20 protein-coding genes are annotated in these 18,920 nt (G+C 60.9%); 3 read left to right on the forward strand and 17 right to left on the reverse strand.

The features are described 5' to 3' along the window. Positions 1-2: 2 nt before the first annotated feature. The 9 genes from KJA79_RS16860 to KJA79_RS16900 all read right to left on the reverse strand — a co-directional run bounded on the left by KJA79_RS16860 (position 3) and on the right by KJA79_RS16900 (position 7,215). Positions 3-1,130, reverse strand: a complete 1,128-nt coding sequence (locus tag KJA79_RS16860) for a hypothetical protein (protein ID WP_213043225.1) — start codon at positions 1,128-1,130, stop codon at positions 3-5. Positions 1,131-1,284: 154 nt separating this feature from the next. Beyond that, positions 1,285-3,135 carry a glutamate mutase L gene (locus KJA79_RS16865; protein ID WP_213043226.1) on the reverse strand — a complete coding sequence of 617 codons (1,851 nt, stop codon included), beginning with the start codon at positions 3,133-3,135 and terminating at the stop codon, positions 1,285-1,287. Continuing rightward, the gene (locus KJA79_RS16870) at positions 3,132-3,506 is read right to left on the reverse strand and encodes a hypothetical protein (protein WP_213043227.1); all 375 of its coding nucleotides are present in this window, start codon (positions 3,504-3,506) and stop codon (positions 3,132-3,134) included. The genes KJA79_RS16865 and KJA79_RS16870 overlap by 4 nt, the downstream gene beginning before the upstream one ends. Before the next feature lie 100 nt (positions 3,507-3,606). Further along, positions 3,607-4,071, reverse strand: coding sequence for a hypothetical protein (locus KJA79_RS16875; protein WP_213043228.1), 465 nt, complete (start codon positions 4,069-4,071; stop codon positions 3,607-3,609). Positions 4,072-4,209: 138 nt separating this feature from the next. After that, positions 4,210-4,563: a hypothetical protein gene (locus KJA79_RS16880; protein ID WP_213043229.1), complete on the reverse strand. Its 354-nt coding sequence runs from the start codon at positions 4,561-4,563 to the stop codon at positions 4,210-4,212. A gap of 6 nt (positions 4,564-4,569) precedes the next feature. Further along, complete coding sequence (locus tag KJA79_RS16885; RefSeq protein ID WP_213043230.1) at positions 4,570-4,938, reverse strand: hypothetical protein; 369 nt, start codon at positions 4,936-4,938, stop codon at positions 4,570-4,572. A gap of 74 nt (positions 4,939-5,012) precedes the next feature. Further along, positions 5,013-5,318 carry a Rieske (2Fe-2S) protein gene (locus tag KJA79_RS16890; protein ID WP_213043231.1) on the reverse strand — a complete coding sequence of 102 codons (306 nt, stop codon included), beginning with the start codon at positions 5,316-5,318 and terminating at the stop codon, positions 5,013-5,015. Positions 5,319-5,362: 44 nt separating this feature from the next. Further along, positions 5,363-6,250 carry an Mrp/NBP35 family ATP-binding protein gene (locus KJA79_RS16895; protein WP_213043232.1) on the reverse strand — a complete coding sequence of 296 codons (888 nt, stop codon included), beginning with the start codon at positions 6,248-6,250 and terminating at the stop codon, positions 5,363-5,365. A gap of 107 nt (positions 6,251-6,357) precedes the next feature. Continuing rightward, entirely contained in the window at positions 6,358-7,215 is an 858-nt protein-coding gene (locus KJA79_RS16900) for an acyl-CoA desaturase (RefSeq protein ID WP_213043233.1), read from the reverse strand. 218 nt (positions 7,216-7,433) lie between these two features. Here KJA79_RS16900 and KJA79_RS16905 point away from each other — a divergent pair, with 218 nt between their 5' ends. Next, on the forward strand, positions 7,434-10,412 hold the full coding sequence (locus KJA79_RS16905) for a proline dehydrogenase family protein (RefSeq protein WP_213043234.1): 2,979 nt from the start codon (positions 7,434-7,436) through the stop codon (positions 10,410-10,412). On the opposite strand, the gene KJA79_RS16910 is transcribed toward KJA79_RS16905, so the two are convergent. After that, a complete protein-coding gene (locus tag KJA79_RS16910; RefSeq protein WP_213043235.1) occupies positions 10,302-11,207 on the reverse strand; it encodes a hypothetical protein in 906 nt (301 codons plus the stop codon). The genes KJA79_RS16905 and KJA79_RS16910 overlap by 111 nt on opposite strands. Positions 11,208-11,325: 118 nt before the next feature. Between KJA79_RS16910 and KJA79_RS16915 the strand changes: the two genes are divergently transcribed. Both KJA79_RS16915 and bioD read left to right on the forward strand, forming a co-directional pair. Then, positions 11,326-12,081, forward strand: coding sequence for an SDR family oxidoreductase (locus tag KJA79_RS16915; protein ID WP_246507782.1), 756 nt, complete (start codon positions 11,326-11,328; stop codon positions 12,079-12,081). 197 nt (positions 12,082-12,278) lie between these two features. Continuing rightward, positions 12,279-13,016 carry a dethiobiotin synthase gene (gene bioD, locus KJA79_RS16920; protein ID WP_213043237.1) on the forward strand — a complete coding sequence of 246 codons (738 nt, stop codon included), beginning with the start codon at positions 12,279-12,281 and terminating at the stop codon, positions 13,014-13,016. Here the strand turns inward: bioD and thiE are convergent. The 7 genes from thiE to coaBC all read right to left on the reverse strand — a co-directional run bounded on the left by thiE (position 12,967) and on the right by coaBC (position 18,919). Then, on the reverse strand, positions 12,967-13,590 hold the full coding sequence (thiE, locus tag KJA79_RS16925; protein WP_213043238.1) for a thiamine phosphate synthase: 624 nt from the start codon (positions 13,588-13,590) through the stop codon (positions 12,967-12,969). The genes bioD and thiE overlap by 50 nt on opposite strands. 63 nt (positions 13,591-13,653) lie before the next feature. Next, on the reverse strand, positions 13,654-15,003 hold the full coding sequence (accC, locus tag KJA79_RS16930) for an acetyl-CoA carboxylase biotin carboxylase subunit (RefSeq protein WP_213043239.1): 1,350 nt from the start codon (positions 15,001-15,003) through the stop codon (positions 13,654-13,656). A gap of 178 nt (positions 15,004-15,181) precedes the next feature. After that, entirely contained in the window at positions 15,182-15,760 is a 579-nt protein-coding gene (gene accB / locus KJA79_RS16935; protein ID WP_246507747.1) for an acetyl-CoA carboxylase biotin carboxyl carrier protein, read from the reverse strand. Further along, complete coding sequence (efp, locus tag KJA79_RS16940; RefSeq protein WP_213043240.1) at positions 15,757-16,317, reverse strand: elongation factor P; 561 nt, start codon at positions 16,315-16,317, stop codon at positions 15,757-15,759. The genes accB and efp overlap by 4 nt, the downstream gene beginning before the upstream one ends. A 25-nt stretch (positions 16,318-16,342) precedes the next feature. Then, positions 16,343-16,837: a type II 3-dehydroquinate dehydratase gene (gene aroQ, locus KJA79_RS16945; protein ID WP_343224271.1), complete on the reverse strand. Its 495-nt coding sequence runs from the start codon at positions 16,835-16,837 to the stop codon at positions 16,343-16,345. 131 nt (positions 16,838-16,968) lie between these two features. Further along, positions 16,969-17,661 carry a tetratricopeptide repeat protein gene (locus KJA79_RS16950; protein WP_213043242.1) on the reverse strand — a complete coding sequence of 231 codons (693 nt, stop codon included), beginning with the start codon at positions 17,659-17,661 and terminating at the stop codon, positions 16,969-16,971. Between the two features lie 10 nt (positions 17,662-17,671). Next, the gene (gene coaBC, locus KJA79_RS16955) at positions 17,672-18,919 is read right to left on the reverse strand and encodes a bifunctional phosphopantothenoylcysteine decarboxylase/phosphopantothenate--cysteine ligase CoaBC (protein ID WP_213043243.1); all 1,248 of its coding nucleotides are present in this window, start codon (positions 18,917-18,919) and stop codon (positions 17,672-17,674) included. Position 18,920: the final 1 nt, after the last annotated feature.

Genomic DNA, 18,920 nt, shown 5'->3' on the forward strand with positions numbered 1-18,920 from the left:
GCTTAGGCTCCTTCGATCACTTCGATGTTGGCGCGCGGCACCACGGTCGTCGTGCCGTCCGGGAAACGGACTTCGAGCACGCGGACTTCGCTCTCGGTCGGAATGGCGCGCAGTTCCGACGGGAGTCCTGAGACGGCGCCGATTTTGCCGAACAGCGGGTCGCGAATGATACGGACCGGGTCGCCGAGCTGAATCCCTTCCCGTTCGGCCTGCGCGACCTTCGTGGCTGCCGCCGGCCCGCTGTGCGGGATGATGATTTCGGGGCGGATCACGCCCGCGCGAATTTGCGTGGCCCCTGAGATCGACGCCTTTTGTCCCGCATGGGCGGAGAGCAAGGCGAACGTCTTGGGCGCCATGGGAATCGTGCCGAACCCTTCCGTCAGAATCAACGTGAAGCCGACTTGCTCGGTGCCGGTGATCGCAACGCCCAGATCATACCCGAGCAGCGCGCGCAGATCCTTGTCGTGGATGCCCCCGACGACCAGGCCGACGACGCCGAGTTCTTTCGCGCGCGCCATGGTCGCAGCGGAGAGAAACGCGCCTCCGACGACGACCTTGCCCTTCATCGATGGGTTGAGCTGTTCCGGCAACAGTGGTTGATCAGGCGTCTTCACGCCCATGACCAGTTCACCGCTGGTTTCTCCTCCGATACCGAAGATGCCTTGTACGAGGCTGCAGGTGGTTTCGACCGTGACGCCCTGCTCCGGATGGACATCGGCGATGGTGCCGTCGATGTAGCCGCGAAGTTCCAACACCCGCGGAGGTTCACGCAAGAGGATCTGGCCCGTGATCGTCGAGACAGATTCCACGGTGCCGGTGATCGGCGAACGAATTTCCGTCTTAAACCATTTGATGAAGGGTTTGTTTTCAGCCAGGACGTCGTCTTTCTGGACGGAGTCTTTTTCCTTTTTGACCAGATAGTCGTTGATTTCATCTGGTGCGATGCCGAGTTGGTTGGCCAGGTTGAGCGGCACGACCTTTCCCGGCAGCTCGGCGCGGGCCACCGCGGTGTGGGCCCGCACGGCGTCGCCGATTTGGACCAAGACCGAGCCAGGCAATGGCAGCATGCGCCGACGGCGGACGGTCGTCCGTTCGGTGACGGTGAGGCCTGGTGTGTAACTATGCGCCATAGTCGGTTGCTGAACACGCCTTTCAGCGACGTTCTCAGTTGCTCATTCCCCTCGCCGTACTACAACAGTACGACTCGGGGCTCTTGCGCCTTGCGGCCTTGCTGCAAGACGTTGTGAGCAACCTCTCTTTGCCATAAGCCATTCGCATCAGCCATCAGCTCCCTGCTGGATACAATCCAACCGCCTGATACCAGCGTGTCAGCATGGCGACCCGGGCGGCTTGATCCGACGGGAGCTGTAAAGGCCGGCCGCGCCCGTCGAGCATGAGACCGACTACCCCGCCTTTCACCGTTCGCGTGAACGATTGTCCAGGTCCCTTGCCGAGGTCCACCTGCTTCGCCGGTTGCAAGGTGACCGTGGCTTGCTGATCGCGGGTGAGACTGAATAACTTGAGATCGCCGAACGCCAGCGTGCCTTTTTCGATGCGTCCATCCGGCAACGCGATCTCGTAGTCGGCGCAACGCTCCCCGTCTTTGCCCTGCCCGATCGGCGCAATGCACGTGCCGAGATACACCATGCAATCGCGGACGAAGACATCGGTGGCTGCCTGTTCATTGACGGTAGAGAGCACGCCGAGGTGCGGCATCATGAAAATGCTGTCCACCGAGAGCGTCGTCACGCCGAGCGGTTCATAGGCATCGACCATCATCAACATGGATTGGATGCGGCGTGGCGCGTGCGAGAGGATGCCGCCGCTGCCGACGATCAAATCCAACTTCAAGAGGTCGATGAGGGTTTTGCCGGAGGTGCGTTGCTCGAACACATCGGAGATGGTGCGTTCCTGCTGCAAGCCTTTGAGCCCGGTTGCGAGCGACTTATGATGAATCAGTGCCAGCCGCAGGGCCTCGCGAGCGATGGCATGTTCGATTTGTAATTCATCGAGCGATTGCGGAATGGTCGTGGGGCGCACCATTTTATTCTTAATGCGATTCCTGAGGGTCTGTTCGTCGATGGTGAACGGTACCCAACGCATGATGTTGTCCAGACCCGCTTCGGCCAGCACGTTCGAGATGCTGTACGACATGCCGAGGTTCGCGCTGACCGTACGGTTGAATAGGCCGCCGAATACCGAGAACACGTCGGTCGTCGCGCCGCCGATATCCACGCCGATCAGATTGATGCCTTCGCGCTTGGCGATGGTTTCCATGATGACGCCGACAGCGGCCGGAGTCGGCATGATGGGGGCGCCCGCCATCTCGATCAGTTTCTTATAGCCGGGGGCCTGCTGCATGACGTGTTCAAGGAACAGATCATGGATCTTGTTGCGCGCCGGCGCGAGGTTTTCGCGCTCTAATACAGGCCTGATGTTGTCGGCAAATTCGAGCGCCGTCTTCTCGCCGAGAATCTTGCTGACTTGCGGCTGCGCATCTTTGTTCCCTGCGTAGACGAGCGGCAGGCGGTAGGTGCTCCCGAAGCGCGGACGAGGTTCGGCTGCGGCGATGTACTCAGCCATCTCGACCACGTGGGTCACGGCGCCGCCGTCGGTGCCGCCGGACATGAGAATCATGTCGGGCCGCATGGTACGAATCCGTTCGATCTTTTCGTAGGGCAACCGTCCATCGTTGGAGGCCAGCACGTCGATGACGATGGCACCGGCGCCGAGTGCGGCACGTTGGGCGCTTTCTCCTGTCATGTTCTGCACCACGCCTGTCACCATCATCTGCAAGCCGCCGCCGGCGCTGCTCGTGGACACGTAAATATCCACGCCTCGCTTCGGGTCGCCCTGCGCGGCCTGGTTGGGCGTGATGATGCGGTCGCCGTCCAGAATGGTCCGGCCCGAGAGTTCTTCGATTTCAGCAATGGCATTGAGCACGCCGCGGGTGACGTCTTCGAACGGAGCCTCGACGGTGGTGGGAGCTTCGCCGCGGTAGGTCTGGCGATATTCGTCGCCGACCTTCTCGATCAGAATGGCTTTGGTGGTCGTGCTGCCGCAGTCGGTCGCGACAATGACGTTCAAGGGATGTGTGGGGTTTGATGTCGCGGGAGACTGCTGCGCTGCCGTCATCGAGCCGGCGCTCCTTTGGACGCTGCGGCCTTAGCTTCGATGAGCGCGGTGAGGCGCTGCAGTGAATCCCGTTGCTCCAACAGGCGGGCGACCTGTGCGAGTTCGCTGCTGTTGAAGATACATTCCACGATGGGAGCCAGGAAGTGCAACGCCTGGCTGCCGAGAAAATTCATGGGGCCCATCGATTCGAGGAAGAGCGTGGCCGGTGCCGTCATGCGCCGTGCCACGATGGCCTCGGCGATCCGTTCAAGCAGCGCGAGATCTTCCGTGGTGAAGGCCTGATGTTCGGCACGCAGGGCAAAGGCATGCCGGAGACCGGCTCGGAGATCTTGGGTGCGACGGGAGAATAATCCGGATGAGAAGACAGCCATAAGTGCTTGTCAGATCAGCTTAAACGATTGGTTCGGCATTATATGAAGGGGCAGAAGGAGAGTCAATCAAGCGACTCCGCCACTGCCTGCGCGAGTCGAGCTAGTGCTTTGTTGTCTCCTCGGGGGGATTGCCGGATGCCGGTGGGCAATTGATTCCAGCGAAGGGATTGAGCGGGTTCACGCGCGGCGTACAGCGTTGGGCTTCCGGCGCCGCCTTCTCCCCTGCGGCTTGTGAGCCGGTCGGCGGCTGCGACTGATCGGGTGGGATTGGTGGGCGTTGTCCCGGTGCCGTCATCGGTGAAGGTAACGGAGGAGCGAAGGCATTGGGCGGAAGCGGGGGAAGCGATTCGGCCTCCGGGGTCGAAGGAGTTTCGACCGGGGGGGTGTACCCGCCGGGTGGAGAGGGTGACAGCGTGCTGATGGGTTTGCAGCCCTGTTTCCCCTTCGGCTGATCCGTCAGCATGGTGCCGCCATTGGGCGCATCACAGCTGTAGATTTTTGCCAGGGCTGCACCTGGCACAAGCAGTCCCACGAGGGTGAGTCGCAGGAGGTGCCTCCAGATCATAGTTGTGTGCCTCGTGTACGATGAGACTGAAGCCGGTTCGTACCGTTACGCGACGCCTGACGGATCCTTGCGGACTATAGGCGTGACCGGAGGGAGAGTCAATCGGCGGAGGTCGGTGCTCTGCGGAGGATCAGGCACCTACCCTTCTGATTGTCCGAACCATTTTTTGAGCAGGCCCAAGAGGCCCAGTTCCGGCTCCGGTTGCCGGTCGGGATATTCGATCCAAGGTTCCTGTGAGCCCAGGTAGATGCCGTCGCGGTAACTTTGCTGGCTACGCAGTTGCGTGTAGCCTTGCTCGTGTAACAGGTGGATCAGCTGTTGCAGGGCATCGGCCGTACTGGCGGCAGCGGGAGTGAGCAGATGGACGGCTTCATATCGCAAGCTCGCCTGGAAGCCGGACGAGGTTCGCAGAAATTCCACGGGACGATTAAAGCCTCGCTCCCTGGCATCGAACCCGGCGAGTTGATGTTTCTCTCCAGCCGGCTCCGGCATGGCGACTTACAAGGCGCGATAGACGGCCAACAGATCGCTGAGCGCGATGGTCTTGTTCTTGAGAATGACCCGCTCCGCTCCCAACACGTCCAACGCTGCGACTTTTTCCGTTCCGCCCATGAGGCACTTGCTCCCCAGCGCGAGAACCCGTTCGCATTCCTTTTCGACCTTGCCCTTCACCACGGGATTCACCTTCAGGATGTCCATCATTTTGGCGCGGGTTTCGGCCAGGTGTTTTTGCAGCTCCGCCTCAGGATATTCCTTCCGCGCCGCTTCGTCTTCGCAGCGGTCGATGTACTGGGTCAGAAAGACATAGAGCCGCACAAAGGTTTCGGCGATCTCGATATGTTTCGGAGTGAGCTGGTTATCCGGCATGAGATCCTCCTATCACTGTGGTCTTGGAATGGTCGTTACGTTGATGTGCGTGGCACGCCCGGGCAGGCTCTGCCTCACAGCTTGACTTTAATGTCCGTACCTTCGACCGTGACTTCGTAGGCGGTCACCTTGGCCGAGGGATTGTTCAGACAACTCCCGGTCTTCACGTTGAATTGCCAGTTGTGCCACGGGCAGGACACCACATCACCTTCCACGTCACCCTCGCCCAGCGGTCCGCCACGGTGGACACAGGTGTTGTCGATGGCGTAAAACGCACCGTCGACATTGAACACGGCGATGGCCTTTCCGTTGACTTCCGCGACCATGCCGGCTCCCGGCTTCACGTCAGCGGTTCCTGCAATTCTGATCAACTCGCCCATAGATCCTCCCTGAGTACGGCTGTCTTCCCTGATCCGGCGCCTGGTCAGCGACCCGTAGCCGGTCGTTTAATTTTGTCTAATAAACTCTCGATGCGACTCTTGGTCGCCGATACGCCGCCCGTTTGCAAGGCTGCGGCGAGTTTGGCCGCGATCTCGCGAAAGGCCTGCGCTTGTGGGGACTCGGGCTTGGCGACGACGATGGGGTTGCCGGTATCCCCGCCTGCGCGAATGACGGGATCGATCGGCACCCGCCCCAGGAACGGAATACCCAGCTTCTCGGCCGCGCGCTCCCCTCCGCCATGGGAGAAAATTTCCGTCCGTTCTCCGCAATGGCCGCAGACGAAAAAGCTCATATTCTCCACGATACCAAGCAGCGGCACATTGACCTTCTGGAACATCATCATGCCCTTGCGCACATCATGCAGGGCCACTTCCTGCGGGGTCGTGACCGTGACGGCGCCCGACAGGGGAACGAGCTGGGTCAGCGTGAGTTGGGCGTCCCCCGTGCCGGGCGGCAAGTCGATCAGCAAGTAGTCCAACTCGCCCCATAACACATCCCGGAAGAGTTGTTGGATCGCGGTGTGCACCATCGGACCGCGCCAGACCACCGCCGTGTCTTCCGGGACGAAAAACCCCATCGAGATCAGTTTGACGCCGTGGCTTTCCGCCGGGGCGATCTTGCCGTCTTTCTGTTCGGGGGGTTTCTCCACGCCCATCATCATCGGGATGTTGGGGCCGTAGATATCAGCATCCAACAAGCCGACCTTGGCGCCGGTCAGCGCGAGGGCGACCGCCAGATTGACCGACACGGTGGACTTGCCGACCCCGCCCTTACCGCTGCTGATGGCGACGACGTGTTTGACGCCGGGGATAATATTCTGCTTGGCGGCCGCCTCATCCTGGTGCGGTGCGCCGGATTGTTCCTCTGCCATGGTGATGCCTCCTCCACCCCCGCCGTTCCGGTCGGAACGCGGAGCTCGGCTGCATATTAAGCTATCGCTGCGACGAAAAGAAATGGGCCAGTAGACGCAGAGCGGAGCTAGGCAGAAGGGGCTTGGAGCCGTTCGGGGCGTTCTCTGTGCAGGTTATAGGTCAGGCCCAGCAGCGAGAGCGAGTAGATCAACCATTTTGATGGGTCGAAATTGTACCATTTCGATCCATTCCGGTAATCGTGGGAGTACGTATGGTGATAGTTGTGGTAGCCCTCGCCGAAACTGATGAAGGAGATGAGCCAGCTGTCGCGGCTGCTGTCCTGCGTCCCGTGCGGTTGGGTGCCGACCATGTGACAGAGCGAGTTGATGGTGAAGGTGGAGTTCAGTACGAGTACCGTGCGCAGCACTCCGGCAAGGAGGAAACAACCGAGCCCGCCGGTGAAACCGCCGTTCAGGTATCCGGCGACAAAGGGCAGGAGGAGGCCGGAGGCGACGATCAGCCAATAATGCCGATGTTGCCACATCACCATTGAATCGGTGCGCAGTTTGGCTGCGAACCGGTCTTCTCGATAGGGCGTGTTCTTGAACAACCAGCCGACATGGCTGTGCCAGAAGCCCTTGGTCGCATTGTACGGATCGGCTTCCTCGTCCGTATATGCGTGGTGGCGAATGTGGTCGGCGCACCAGAGCAGCGCGGAATTCTGGACGGCCCACCCGCCCATCACCAGGAGGCAGGCCTTCACCCAGGGATGGCTCTCGAAGCTGCGATGGGTGATCATACGGTGGTACCCCACCGTGATCCCCATGCCGGTCACCACATAGAGGATGGCCAACAGCGTCCAGTCCAGCATCGTGTAGTCATAAAAATAGGCGAAGAGCGGAACCCCGATGACAGTCAGAACCGTGATCGTGGTGAAGAGGGCTACCGTGCCCCAGCAGACGGGTTGTGTGGATGAGTCGGCCATCGTACTCCTTCGGAACCTGTGCGCCACTCATCGTCACAGTGCACCGTCGTGGTAAAGGTGTTGGTGAAAGCAAACGGCGCACTCTACCGGAGCCGGGAGCGATTTTTCAAGGGAAGACGTGGTGCGCTGGACGGTATGATCAGCCCATCAAATATTCAGAGGCGCCAGGGCGGTGTATACTGCAGGAAAGTGCTCTTCACGTCGTCCGGGAGGACTACATGACGCTCGACCCTGCCCTGCTCGAACCCCGTATTCGTGCCATCGGTGAAGATTTAGCCAGCCGGTCCAGCGGGATGTCGCCCGGTCTGTTCGATTCCCGTTGGTGGTCGCAGGCGGCGATCAACCTGGCGATGAAGGACCCGGCGTTCAAGGCACAGTTGTTTCGTTTCATCGATGTGCTGCCGTCGCTCAAGGATGATGCGCAGGTCGTGCGGCTGGCCGAGGAATACTTCGGCGAGTTGAGCGACCAGTTGTTCGGCGCACAGTGGGGGTTGAAGGCCCTCGCCGCCACGACGTTCGGCGCGGCGCTCAGCGGCAAGGCCATCCGGCATCAGGTGGAACAGATGGCGACCAGTTTTATTGCCGGAGCCTCCGTCGATCAAGCCCTGCCCACTCTCCAGCGGCTTTGGGGCCAGGGCCGCGCCTTCTCGGTGGATCTTCTGGGCGAGGCCAGCGTGAATGAACGGGAGGCGGATGCCTACCGCGACCGTTGCCTGGCCGCCTTGCGACGTCTGGGCGAGGTCTGTCCTGCCTGGTCCTCCTCTCCGTTGCTGGAGCGAGACCATCTCGGGCCACTTCCCCGCATCCAATTCTCGATCAAGATTTCCGCGCTCTATTCGCAGCTCGATCCGATTGATTTCGAAAGCAGTTACCGCGCGGTGGCTGCGCGGTTGAGGCCGCTGCTGAATGTCGCGGGCACACTCCCCGCCTCCATCATCTTCGATATGGAGCAGGCGGAGACCAAGGAGCTGATCCTCAGCATCTTCATGCAGCTCTTCGACGAGGAGCCGTACCGCACCTTTCCCCATGCGGGGATTGCGCTCCAGGCCTACCGCACCGACACGCAGGAGGATGTGCGGAGGTTGCTTGCCTGGACGAAGGCGCGCCAGGTTCCCATCACAATTCGCCTGGTGAAGGGCGCCTACTGGGATTCTGATGCGATCCGCTATCGCCAGCGCGGCTGGCCGATGCCCCTGTTCGAACAGAAATCCCAGACCGACGTGAATTATGAATCGCTGGTTCGTGTGTTGCTGGAACAGTCACACCTGATCAGACCGGCGTTCGGGACGCACAATTTGCGAAGTCTGGCGGTAGTCGAAGCGGTGGCCGAGGCCCTCAGATTACCGACGGCAGCTTGGGAATATCAGATGATCTACGGCATGGCGGAACCGTTTCAGCATGCGATGAGTGATCGGGGTCGCCGCCTGCGACTCTATGCGCCGGTTGGAGCATTGCTGCCGGGCATGGCCTATCTCGTGCGCCGGTTGTTGGAGAACACCTCCAACGAGTCGTTCTTGCGCAAGGAGTATGTGGAGTCACAGCCCTTGTCCCTGCTGTTGTCCCCTCCCGGCGTCGTTCCGAACCACGCTGCTTCTGTTAGGCCGACCGGTCACGACGGGACTCACCCCGCCGAAGCTGAGTTCATGAATGAGCCGGTCTCCGATTTCTCTCGTGTCCCGGTCCGGCAGGCGATGGCCGCGGCTCTCGATCACCGACGCGCCCTGCTTGGACAGCGTCTCGATGTGATGAAGCTGGCCTTGCATCCTCCGACCGGTCCGGACCTGTCCTCCTTCAATCCGAGCCGACCGGGTGAACTCGTGTCGGTCGTGTCGAGTTATCAACCTCCCGATGTCGCGTCACTGGTGAAGGCGGCTGAGCGTCACGCAGATGCGTGGAAGGAACGGTCGGTTGCCGATCGTGTCGCGGTAATGCGCAAGGCCGCCTCCCTGATGCGGGCGCAACGCTGGGAGCTCGCGGCCTTGGAAGTGTACGAGGAGGGAAAACCTTGGCGGGAGGCTGATGCCGACATTGCCGAGGCGATCGATTTTCTGGAGTATTACGCGCGGGACATGGCACGGCTCGATCCTCCGCCGCATTTGGGCCGGTATCCCGGTGAACTCAATGAGCTGTACTGGACGGCGCGTGGGCTTACCGCGGTGATCGCGCCGTGGAATTTTCCCCTCGCGATACCGACTGGCATGGTGGCGGCGGCCTTGGTCGCAGGCAATCCGGTGCTCTTCAAGCCATCGGAGCGCGCCTCGGCTATCGGCTACCAACTGGTGCGAATTCTGTTAGACGCCGGGGTGCCGAAGGGGCTGTTGCAATACGTTCCGGGAGGACCTGATCTAGGGCGTGAGTTGGTGATCTCGGCGGCGGTGCGGACGATTGCCTTTACCGGTTCGAAAGACGTGGGGCTCAGTATCATCGAGGCAGCATCCACGCTACAACCGGGGCAGCATGTCGTGAAGCGGGTCATTGCCGAAATGGGCGGAAAGAACGCCATCATCGTCGATGAAACCGCGGACCTCGACGAAGCGGTCACCGGCGTGGTGCAGTCGTTTACCAGCTATGCCGGGCAGAAATGTTCCGCCTGCTCACGGGTGATCGTGTCGGACATGGTGCACGACGCTTTCCTCGACCGGTTAAGTGATGCCGTGATGAGCCTGCGCATCGGCACGGCCGACGATCCTGCCACGCAGGTCGGGCCGGTCATCGATTCACGCGCCAAGCGGCGCATTCTGGACTACATCGAAATCGGGCGGCGTGAGGGACGCGTGGTGGTGGATCGGTCGACGGAGGGGCCCGGGTATACAGTTGGTCCGGTGGTGATCGCGGACATCGAACCAAACCACCGGCTGGCCCAAGAAGAGATTTTTGGTCCAGTGCTGGCCGTGATGCGAGCCGCGTCGTTTGAGCAGGCGCTGCATCTGGCCAACGGCACGGCCTATGCGCTGACCGGCGGACTCTATTCGCGCAGTCCCCGGCACATAGCGCGTGCCCGTGAGGCGTTCGATGTCGGGAATCTGTACATCAACCGCGCCATCACCGGTGCGTTGGTCGGTCGTCAGCCGTTCGGCGGACACCGGCTATCGGGCGTCGGTGCGAAGGCTGGGGGCGACGACTATGTGAAGCAATTCCTGGTCGCCCGCGTGGTCAGCGAACAGACCCTCCGGCGCGGATTCGTTCCGACCCTGTAGGCCCGGTGCCGATTTCACGCTGACTTCTTCCAACTCTTCGGTGATGTCCGTGATGTTACCGCGGTCGTCCTTCATGGCGGCCAATTCCTGCCGTTCGATGTACTTCACCAGCCCTACGCCTCTGGCGAACCATGCGGTCATGACATCGGTGCCGACCGCCGTGCGATCGACCGAAGAGAGCCGGATCTTGAGCGTCATGCGCGCTTCCACTCGGACGGCGTCCGGATAAGTGCCGGCGGGGACGGTGATCGATTCTTGGCCCATCACCGTCGACAACCCTTCCACGTCCACATGTTCGTTGGTGCCATCTCCATCGATGTCGCTGCCGAAGTCGATGTCGGTGCGGTTGAATTGCTGAAACGATTGCGACACTTTCATGGGGAAACGGATGATTTGGTAGGGCGTCAATTGCTTCTCCAACGGTGTGCCGGGCTCGGAGCCGTAGTAGACGACGCCGGCGGCATCGCGCCGGTAGAAGCTGTCGGAGGGGCCATGGTTGCCGGGATTGGTATCGTGGAACACGGTGACGATGAGCCCGCCCTTCAGCGTACGGGTGCCGGTGACGGTGGACACGTTGCTGAAATACTTATTTTCGATGGTCTGCAACGGCCCTTCCGAGATCTGTCCGCGATATTGCCAGCGGGTGCCGACGGTGTCGGGAAAATAATCCGCAGACTGTGCGATGGTCTGTCCGCCCTCGGCTGCCTGTGCCTGAGCCGGTCCGAAGAAGAGGGTGGTGGCGCCGAGCACGCCTGCTGCAATCACAGTGGCACGAAGGAGATGCTGAACTGTCACGGCTGTCCTCCAGTCAAAAAAATCACGGTACCATACCCGATGGGCCGCAGCAAGACGCCCTGAGTCTGTGGCGGTGTCTTGCCTTCTCCCCGTCCGGCTCGCATAATCGCCAGCCGTGATGCCGGATACATACTCATCCTCTTCTTTCCCAACTCCTCAGTCCCGTACGGTACTCGTGACCGGCGCGTCGGGCGGGATCGGTCGCCGCCTCTGTCTCGCATTCGCACGCGACGGGTTTTGGGTGGGCGTCCATTATTTCAGTCACCGAGAAGCGGCGGAAGACACCCTTGCTGAATTGACGGCAGCTGGTGGACAGGGTGACTTGTTCCAGGCGGATATCCGTTGTCGAGACGACGTGCAGGCGATGGTCGACGACCTGCAGCGCAGGCGTGGCCGGTTGGATGTGCTGCTCTGCAATGCCGGGATCGCGGCCAGCCATTTGGTGGTGCGCTTCCCGGAAGCAGACTGGCAGCGGATCATCGAGACAAACCTGAGCGGGACCTATCGCAGCATGACAGCGGCGGCCGCCGTGATGACGACCGGAGGCGGGTCCATCCTTGTGATTGGCTCGTATGCCGGGTTGCACGGAACGTTCGGACAGGGCGCCTATGCAGCCTCGAAGGCCGGACTCCTCGGCCTGGTGCAGACTGCGGCCCGCGAATGGGGGCCGTACAATATCCGGGTCAACCTCGCCTGCCCTGGATGGCAACCAACCGGTCTGGCCGGCGAGTCCTATCCTTCCGTTGAGCACTTGCAGGATCATGTGCTGGGGCGGGTATCCAACCTGAATGATGTGAGCATGACCATCTGTCGGCTGGCGCAACTGCCGGACGTGTCCGGGCAGGTGTGGAATTTGGACAGCCGGATTGTCTGACAGGATGCTGAAAACGTTCCCCGAGCTACCTTTTCAGTGGTGCGTCTCCTTGCAACGTACCATAACGGTCCTCCCCAGTCGTCGTGTTCCCTGCGGCCTGGCGGAAGTCGTGTAGAGCATCCTGCTGGGAAATTGAGTCGTCGATTTCGCAGGACGATACAGTGTGTGTCACGTGTGGTAGATGGGAAGAACTGAGAATGGGTAACGGCGTATTTGTCGCGGGAACGGATACGGGAGTTGGAAAAACACTCGTGTCTGCCGCGCTGGTTCGGAGGCTTGTGCGGCTGGGCTGTTCGGCCGGCGTGATGAAGCCGGTGGAAACCGGCGTGTCTTCCGGCTCTCCGGATCAAAGCGATGCGGCCCGGTTGATGGCGACCGCTCACGTGAATGATTCGCTCGATCTGGTGTCACCCTATCGCTTTCCTTTGCCGCTGGCGCCGTTGTCCGCCGCCTCCGCCGAACGACAGAGGATCGATCAAGACCTCATCATGGATCGTTACGAGCAGTTGGCTGTGCGGCACCACTGTATGGTGGTGGAAGGCGCCGGTGGTCTGCTCGTACCGATGGGCCAGGATTGGGATCTCCGCGAATTGATCGTCCGCCTCCGGTTGCCGGTCATTCTGGTTGGGCGGGTTGGGCTTGGCGGGATCAACCACGCGCTGCTGACCTTGGAAGCGCTCGAGCATCGCAAGATTCCCGTCGTGGCGTTGATGTTGAATGAACCAGCGTTTCCCGGCGGTCCCATTCAAGCGGAACAGCAGAGATCCACGGTGGCGTTGTTGCGCGAGCGGGTCTCGGTGCCGTTGCTCGGTCCGCTCCCCTATCAGTCTCGTGCGGATTGCGCGTGGCCTGATGCGGTCGATGCGGCCGCCGACAGTCTTCCGGTCAGGGAGTTGGCCGAGATGGTCCTGACCATGGTTGCTGGAAGGTCTTGATCGCCTGTTCGAGGTCCTGAGCCTTGAGAATTGCCGAGATGACCGCCACTCCGTTCGCTCCTGCCGCGAGGATATCTCCAACCCGGTCAGCCGTGATGCCGCCAATCGCAAACATAGGCAAGGTGGTCAGTGTGCGGGCCGCACGCAACCCCTCCAGCCCGACGACAGGATCGTGATCGGCCTTGGTGGCCGTACTGAAGATCGGGCCGAACCCGATATAGTCCGGCTTGAGCTGTATGGCCTGCCGAACCTGTTCCGGCCCATGGGTCGACAGCCCAATCAGCTTCTCTGGCCCCAACAGCCGTCGCGCATCGGCGACGGGCAGATCGTCCTGACCGAGATGCACGCCATCTGCGTTCACGGCCAAGGCGAGGTCGCAACGATCGTTGATGATCAGGCAGGCTCCGACCTCCGTGGCGGCCTGGCGCAGAGCCAGAGCCTGGGTATATGCGGCTTTCATCGTGGCCTGTTTGTCGCGATATTGAAAGAGGCGGACACCCAAGGCCGCGGCCTGGCGCAGCACGTCGACGAGCGGACGATCAGGCCGGACGCTCGGGTCTAAGACGAGATACAACCCGGTGAGGAACTGGTGGTGTGTGGCGTGAGACGTGGCGTGCTCCCTGGCCTCGCCGCTCGGCTAGGAGGACTGGCCGGCGAGAAAGCGATCGAGGAACGTCGTGGAGACATGCCCCTTTTGGAAATCCGGATCGTTGAAAATCTTCCGGTGAAGCGGAATTGTCGTCTTGATTCCCTCGATGACAAACTCATCCAGGGCCCGGCGCATCCTCGCCATGGCTTCCTGGCGATCCCGGCCATGGGTGATGAGTTTGGCGATCAGCGAATCGTAGTACGGGACCACGGTCGCATTGGGTTCCATGGCGGAATCGACCCGGATGCCTAATCCGCCGGGGGCGGAGTATTTCGTGATCTGCCCGGGGCAGGGCGTAAATTTCTCCGGGTCTTCGGCATTGATCCGGCACTCAAAACTGTGCCCGTTCAGTTTGATGTCCGGTTGCTTGAACGAGAGCGGCATGCCCGAGGCGATACGGATCTGTTCCTTGACCAAGTCGATGCCGGTGACCATTTCGGTGATGGGATGCTCGACCTGGATACGCGTGTTCACTTCCATGAAGAAGAAATTGCGGTCCTTGTCGAGGAGAAATTCCACCGTACCGACGTTGCAATAGCGGATGGCTTTGACGGCCTCGACCGCAGTTCGTCCGATTTCGCGACGGAGCCGTTCATCGATGGCCGGCGACGGGGTTTCTTCCACCAGCTTCTGGTGGCGCCGTTGGATCGAGCAGTCACGTTCGCCGAGGTGCACGACATGGCCACGGTTGTCGGCCACGATCTGTACTTCGATATGCCGCGGTTCGAGGAAGTACCGTTCGAGATAGACGCCGTCGTGCCCAAACGTGGACTTGGCTTCGGCTTGCGCTGCCTGGAACGCGCGCGTCAATTCCTCTGGCTTGTTCACCACGCGCATGCCGCGTCCGCCTCCGCCCGCCGAGGCCTTGATGATGACGGGAAAGCCGATCGTCTTGGCGGCTTCTTGCGCATCCTGTTCGCTCCGGAGTTCGCCTGGACTACCAGGGGTGACCGGAAGACCTTTCTTGGCCACGACTTCACGGGCTTTGGATTTATCGCCCATCAAGGCGATGTTTTCAGAGGTCGGGCCGATGAACTTGACGCCGATCGATTCGCAGACTTCAGCGAAGTGCGCATTCTCAGACAGGAACCCGTATCCTGGATGAATGGCATCCGCGCCGGTGACTTCCGCGGCACTGAGCACATTCGGGATGTTGCGATAGCTGAGGGCGGCTTCGGGTGGGCCGACGCACACATGTTCATCCGCCGCTCGCACGTGCAGGCTTGCCGCGTCGGCTTCGGAATGAATCGCGACGGTCTTGACGCCGAGTTCTTTGCACGCCCGGATGACCCGGAGGGCGATTTCTCCGCGATTGGCAACCAGCACTTTTTTAAACACGAGATACTCCGCTGCGTGTCATGCCAGGTCTCTGTGTCCTACTCCACGCCATCGTCAGGGTCACGACTCCATCAGGATCGGCCGACTGGTCCGGCGATGGCCCGTACATGGAGTTGGAAATTCATGGGGCAGGAACGTCCCGGACCGGTTCCATCACGAATCCCCATGACCGTTGCGTCTAGGGTGTGGCGCCGGGGTCGATCAGGAAGAGCGGTTGTCCATATTCGACAGGTTTGGTGCTTTCCGCCAAAATTTTGGTGATCCGTCCGTCGGCCTCGGACTCGATCTCGTTCATCAGCTTCATCGCTTCCACGATGCACAAGACCTGGCCCTTCCGGACGTAATCCCCCTCCTCCACATAGGGATCGGCATCGGGGGACGGCGATCGATAGAAGGTGCCGACGATTGGCGACGTAATCGTGACTAAGCCATCGGTGTCCGCGGGTTGGTGGGCTTGCGCCACCGGAGCCGTGCCGGACGAGGTCGATGGGTGTTGTACCGTTTCGACGGTGTGCGTTGTAGTGGCGCGAACGGTCGGTTCGTGCCGGAGACGAATGCGCACCCCGCTGCGTTCGATTTCCAATTCTGTGAGGTGATTGCGCTTCAACAGGTCGGCCAATTGCTGAATGTGCGCCGCATGTTCCGGCTGCAGCAGCATCTGGTCGGCTCCCGACGGGCGAGGGGCGAAGGCGCTCGGAATGACAATCGGTTTGCCGGCGTTCCGGCTCTTTCCGGTCTTTTTACGTGATGGGCTCAACGCACGCGCTCCACAAATTCACGGGTTCTGGTATCGATGCGGATGGTTTCCCCGATTTCCAGGTACAGCGGCACCTTGATCGTGGCGCCGGTTTCAACCGTCACCGGTTTGCTTCCGCCGGAGGCCGTGTCGCCTCGAACACCCGGTTCGCCGTCTACCACCTTCAGCTCGATGAAGTTCGGCAACACGACCGTAATCGGCTTGTGCTCGTAGATGAGGATCTTGGCGATCATGTTTTCTTTGAGCAGGTCGGCATTGCTGCCCAACTGACTTTTTTCGTAAGTCGACTGCTCGAAGGTCTCCGTATCCATGAACGTGTAGGAGTCGTTCGTGGCGTAGAGGAACTGCATGTCGCATTCTTCGATCTGGGGCGTGTCGAATTTTTCTCCCGAACGGAAGGTCCGGTCGAGGACGTTGCCGGAAAGATAACTCTTCAGCTTCGTCCGGACAAATGCCCCCCCCTTGCCGGGTTTGACGTGCTGGAATTCCACGATATAAAAGGGTTGGCCTTCTACCATTAACGGGCTGCCGTTCCGAAACTCTGCGGTCGAAATCACAACAACTCTCCTTGGTACAACAGGTTCAACGGCGCGAAGTCGTAAGGTGCTTCTTCACGTCCGTGCGCGAGCGCGACGGTGTGCCACCTGCTTCAAGATGGGCGGTCAAGGCTTCCAAGGCCAGCAGATACCCGGTCGGACCGAATCCGGCAATCTGGCCCAGGGCGACCGCCGCGATGAAGGAGTGGTGGCGAAACTCCTCTCGCTGATGAATGTTCGACAAGTGAACTTCCACCGTGGGCAGTGCAACGGCGGCAATCGCATCACGAATCGCAATGCTGGTGTGGGTATACGCAGCCGGATTGATGATGATGCCGTCGAAATGCCCACGGGCGTTCTGAATCCAGGTGACCAGCTCCCCTTCCATATTGGTTTGCTTGGTCTGTACCGCAATCCCCAACTCGCCGGCACGGCGGGCGATGGACTTGTTGATGTCCGGTAACGACATCTGCCCGTAGACGGACGGTTCTCGCGTGCCCAGGAGATTGAGATTGGGACCATGAAGCACAAGCAGCCGCAGCATCTGTCTGTCGCGCGCCCCGGTTGTCAGTAGGCTGCAATGGATAGGGATGCCAGCAGCGGCGGCATTCTAACAGGCTACCGGGGGTGGGTCAAACGCTGATCGCAGAGTGGCACGAGAAGCCAGGAGGACTAGCGTGGGCCAGACTCAGGGTGGCGTTTGGATTGAATGGTTCCGAGCCACGCTTCGAGGCGGGCAATCGTCGCCGCATGTTTCATGGTGGACGGTTCCGGTACCGATGCACTCACGGGTGTGGCAGCCGCTGCGTTTGTCGCTGGTGTCGATGGCCGGATCGAGTCGGAACCGACGGCAGCAGGGCTCTCGATCCTGAGCTTCTCGGATGTAGACTCAACCCCGAGACGTTTTTTCTCGCGCCTCGCGGGCGGCGCGTCGATTGGTGCGCCGGTAATGGTCCGCTTCAGGGAGAGCGCTTCCTCGTCGAAGGGATTGGCATTGAGGATGGCCATGCACGAACTCAGGGCCTGTTCGGTGTGCCCTTCGCTCTGGTAGAGCTTCGCCAGAATACGATGCGCGCGCAGATTATCGGGGCGTTGTTTCACCACGTCTTCGAGAATAGACTTCGCCTTCGCCGGCTGGCCCAGCTGGTCGTAGACCCGCCCAAGCGCGGCCATGGCGGTCACAAAACCGGGATAGGCTTTGAGGCCATCTTCGAGGACGGCGGCGGCTTCCTGCCACATGCCGGCCTTGATGTACTCATCTGCGAGGGGAAGAAAGTCTTTCGAGCGAGGATCTTTGGCCACGGCTGTCGCCAACCGATCAATTTCCGCGGCAATGGCCGGATCGATGCGCGGAGATGCTGCCACGTGCGACTCCTTAACGGCGGGAACGTCCAACCGGCTTCGTCGTCCGACGAGCGGTCGGCACTGTCAGGATTCGGTCGAGAATCCGGTCTGCGACGTCGCGTTTTGGCAGAAGAGGAAGCTCCTCGGCCTCGCCGTCTGCAGCCAGCAGGACAACCCGGTTGGTGTCCGACCCAAACCCGGAGCCTGCCGCCGACACGTCGTTGGCGACGAGCAGGTCAACGTGCTTAGCATGCAGCTTTTCTCTCGCATGGGCAAGGAGATCCTCGGTTTCTGCAGCGAACCCGACCAGCACTTGCGTCGTGCGGCGCTCGCCTAACTCTTGGAGAATATCGTCTGTCGGGGTGAGATCCAACTGAGTGATCGGGTGGTGACGCTTCTTGAGTTTGTGCTGAGATGGGTGTGCGGGACGAAAATCTGCGACCGCGGCGGCCATGATGACGGTGTCGCTCCAGGTAAACCGGCTCAGCAGGGCCTTCCGCATCTCTTCGGCAGTGGTCACGGGACAATAGTCGACGCCGGTCGGCGCAGGAAGTGCCGTGGGGCCTGACACCAACACCACCTCCGCACCCCGCATCCTGGCGGCCTCGGCCAGTGCATACCCCATCTTTCCCGACGACCGGTTGGAAATAAACCGTACCGGGTCGATCGCCTCCTGTGTCGGGCCGGCGGAGATGAGTACCCGACGCCCGGACCAGTCTTTTCGCGGGAACAGTGCGGTCTGGAGGGCTGCCAAGATTCGCTGTTCATCAGCTAATCGTCCCTGGCCGGAGCGGCCGGACGCGAGCGGCCCTTCCTCGGGTTCCACGATCACCGCCCCGCGTGCACGGAGCGTGGCGACATGTTCTACCACTGTCGGATGTTGCCACATGTCCCCGTCCATGGCGGGGACGAAAATCACGGGACATTGGGTCGTGAGGAGCATCGTCGAGAGGAGATCATCGGCGAGTCCAAGCGCGGCCTTGGCGAGACAATTGGCCGTGGCCGGCGCGATGACGATGGCCTGGGCTTGCTCCGGCAAGGAGAGATGGAGCATTTCCTGGTGGGCTTCGAAGAGATCCGTCGCGACATGCGACCCGGATAACACTTCAAAGGTCAAGGGGGTCACGAACCGGCAGGCGCCGGCCGTCATGACCACGTTGACTGTCGCGGCTTCTCGCCGAAGCAGGCGCAGCAGACTCACCGCCTTATAGGCGGCGATACTCCCCGTGACGGCGAGCACAAGGCGGACACCCGGGAGTGAGGGGCCGGTGGTCTGCACG

This window comes from Nitrospira defluvii, assembly GCF_905220995.1.
Classification (GTDB): domain Bacteria; phylum Nitrospirota; class Nitrospiria; order Nitrospirales; family Nitrospiraceae; genus Nitrospira_A; species Nitrospira_A defluvii_C.

Bases quoted from the DNA above. Each gene is read 5' to 3' on its own strand.
- KJA79_RS16860 (WP_213043225.1), bottom strand. From the start codon at position 1,130: ATGGCGCATAGTTACACACCAGGCCTCACCGTCACCGAACGGACGACC.
- KJA79_RS16865 (WP_213043226.1), bottom strand. From the start codon at position 3,135: ATGACGGCAGCGCAGCAGTCTCCCGCGACATCAAACCCCACACATCCC.
- KJA79_RS16870 (WP_213043227.1), bottom strand. From the start codon at position 3,506: ATGGCTGTCTTCTCATCCGGATTATTCTCCCGTCGCACCCAAGATCTC.
- KJA79_RS16875 (WP_213043228.1), bottom strand. From the start codon at position 4,071: ATGATCTGGAGGCACCTCCTGCGACTCACCCTCGTGGGACTGCTTGTG.
- KJA79_RS16880 (WP_213043229.1), bottom strand. From the start codon at position 4,563: ATGCCGGAGCCGGCTGGAGAGAAACATCAACTCGCCGGGTTCGATGCC.
- KJA79_RS16885 (WP_213043230.1), bottom strand. From the start codon at position 4,938: ATGCCGGATAACCAGCTCACTCCGAAACATATCGAGATCGCCGAAACC.
- KJA79_RS16890 (WP_213043231.1), bottom strand. From the start codon at position 5,318: ATGGGCGAGTTGATCAGAATTGCAGGAACCGCTGACGTGAAGCCGGGA.
- KJA79_RS16895 (WP_213043232.1), bottom strand. From the start codon at position 6,250: ATGGCAGAGGAACAATCCGGCGCACCGCACCAGGATGAGGCGGCCGCC.
- KJA79_RS16900 (WP_213043233.1), bottom strand. From the start codon at position 7,215: ATGGCCGACTCATCCACACAACCCGTCTGCTGGGGCACGGTAGCCCTC.
- KJA79_RS16905 (WP_213043234.1), top strand. From the start codon at position 7,434: ATGACGCTCGACCCTGCCCTGCTCGAACCCCGTATTCGTGCCATCGGT.
- KJA79_RS16915 (WP_246507782.1), top strand. From the start codon at position 11,326: ATGCCGGATACATACTCATCCTCTTCTTTCCCAACTCCTCAGTCCCGT.
- bioD (WP_213043237.1), top strand. From the start codon at position 12,279: ATGGGTAACGGCGTATTTGTCGCGGGAACGGATACGGGAGTTGGAAAA.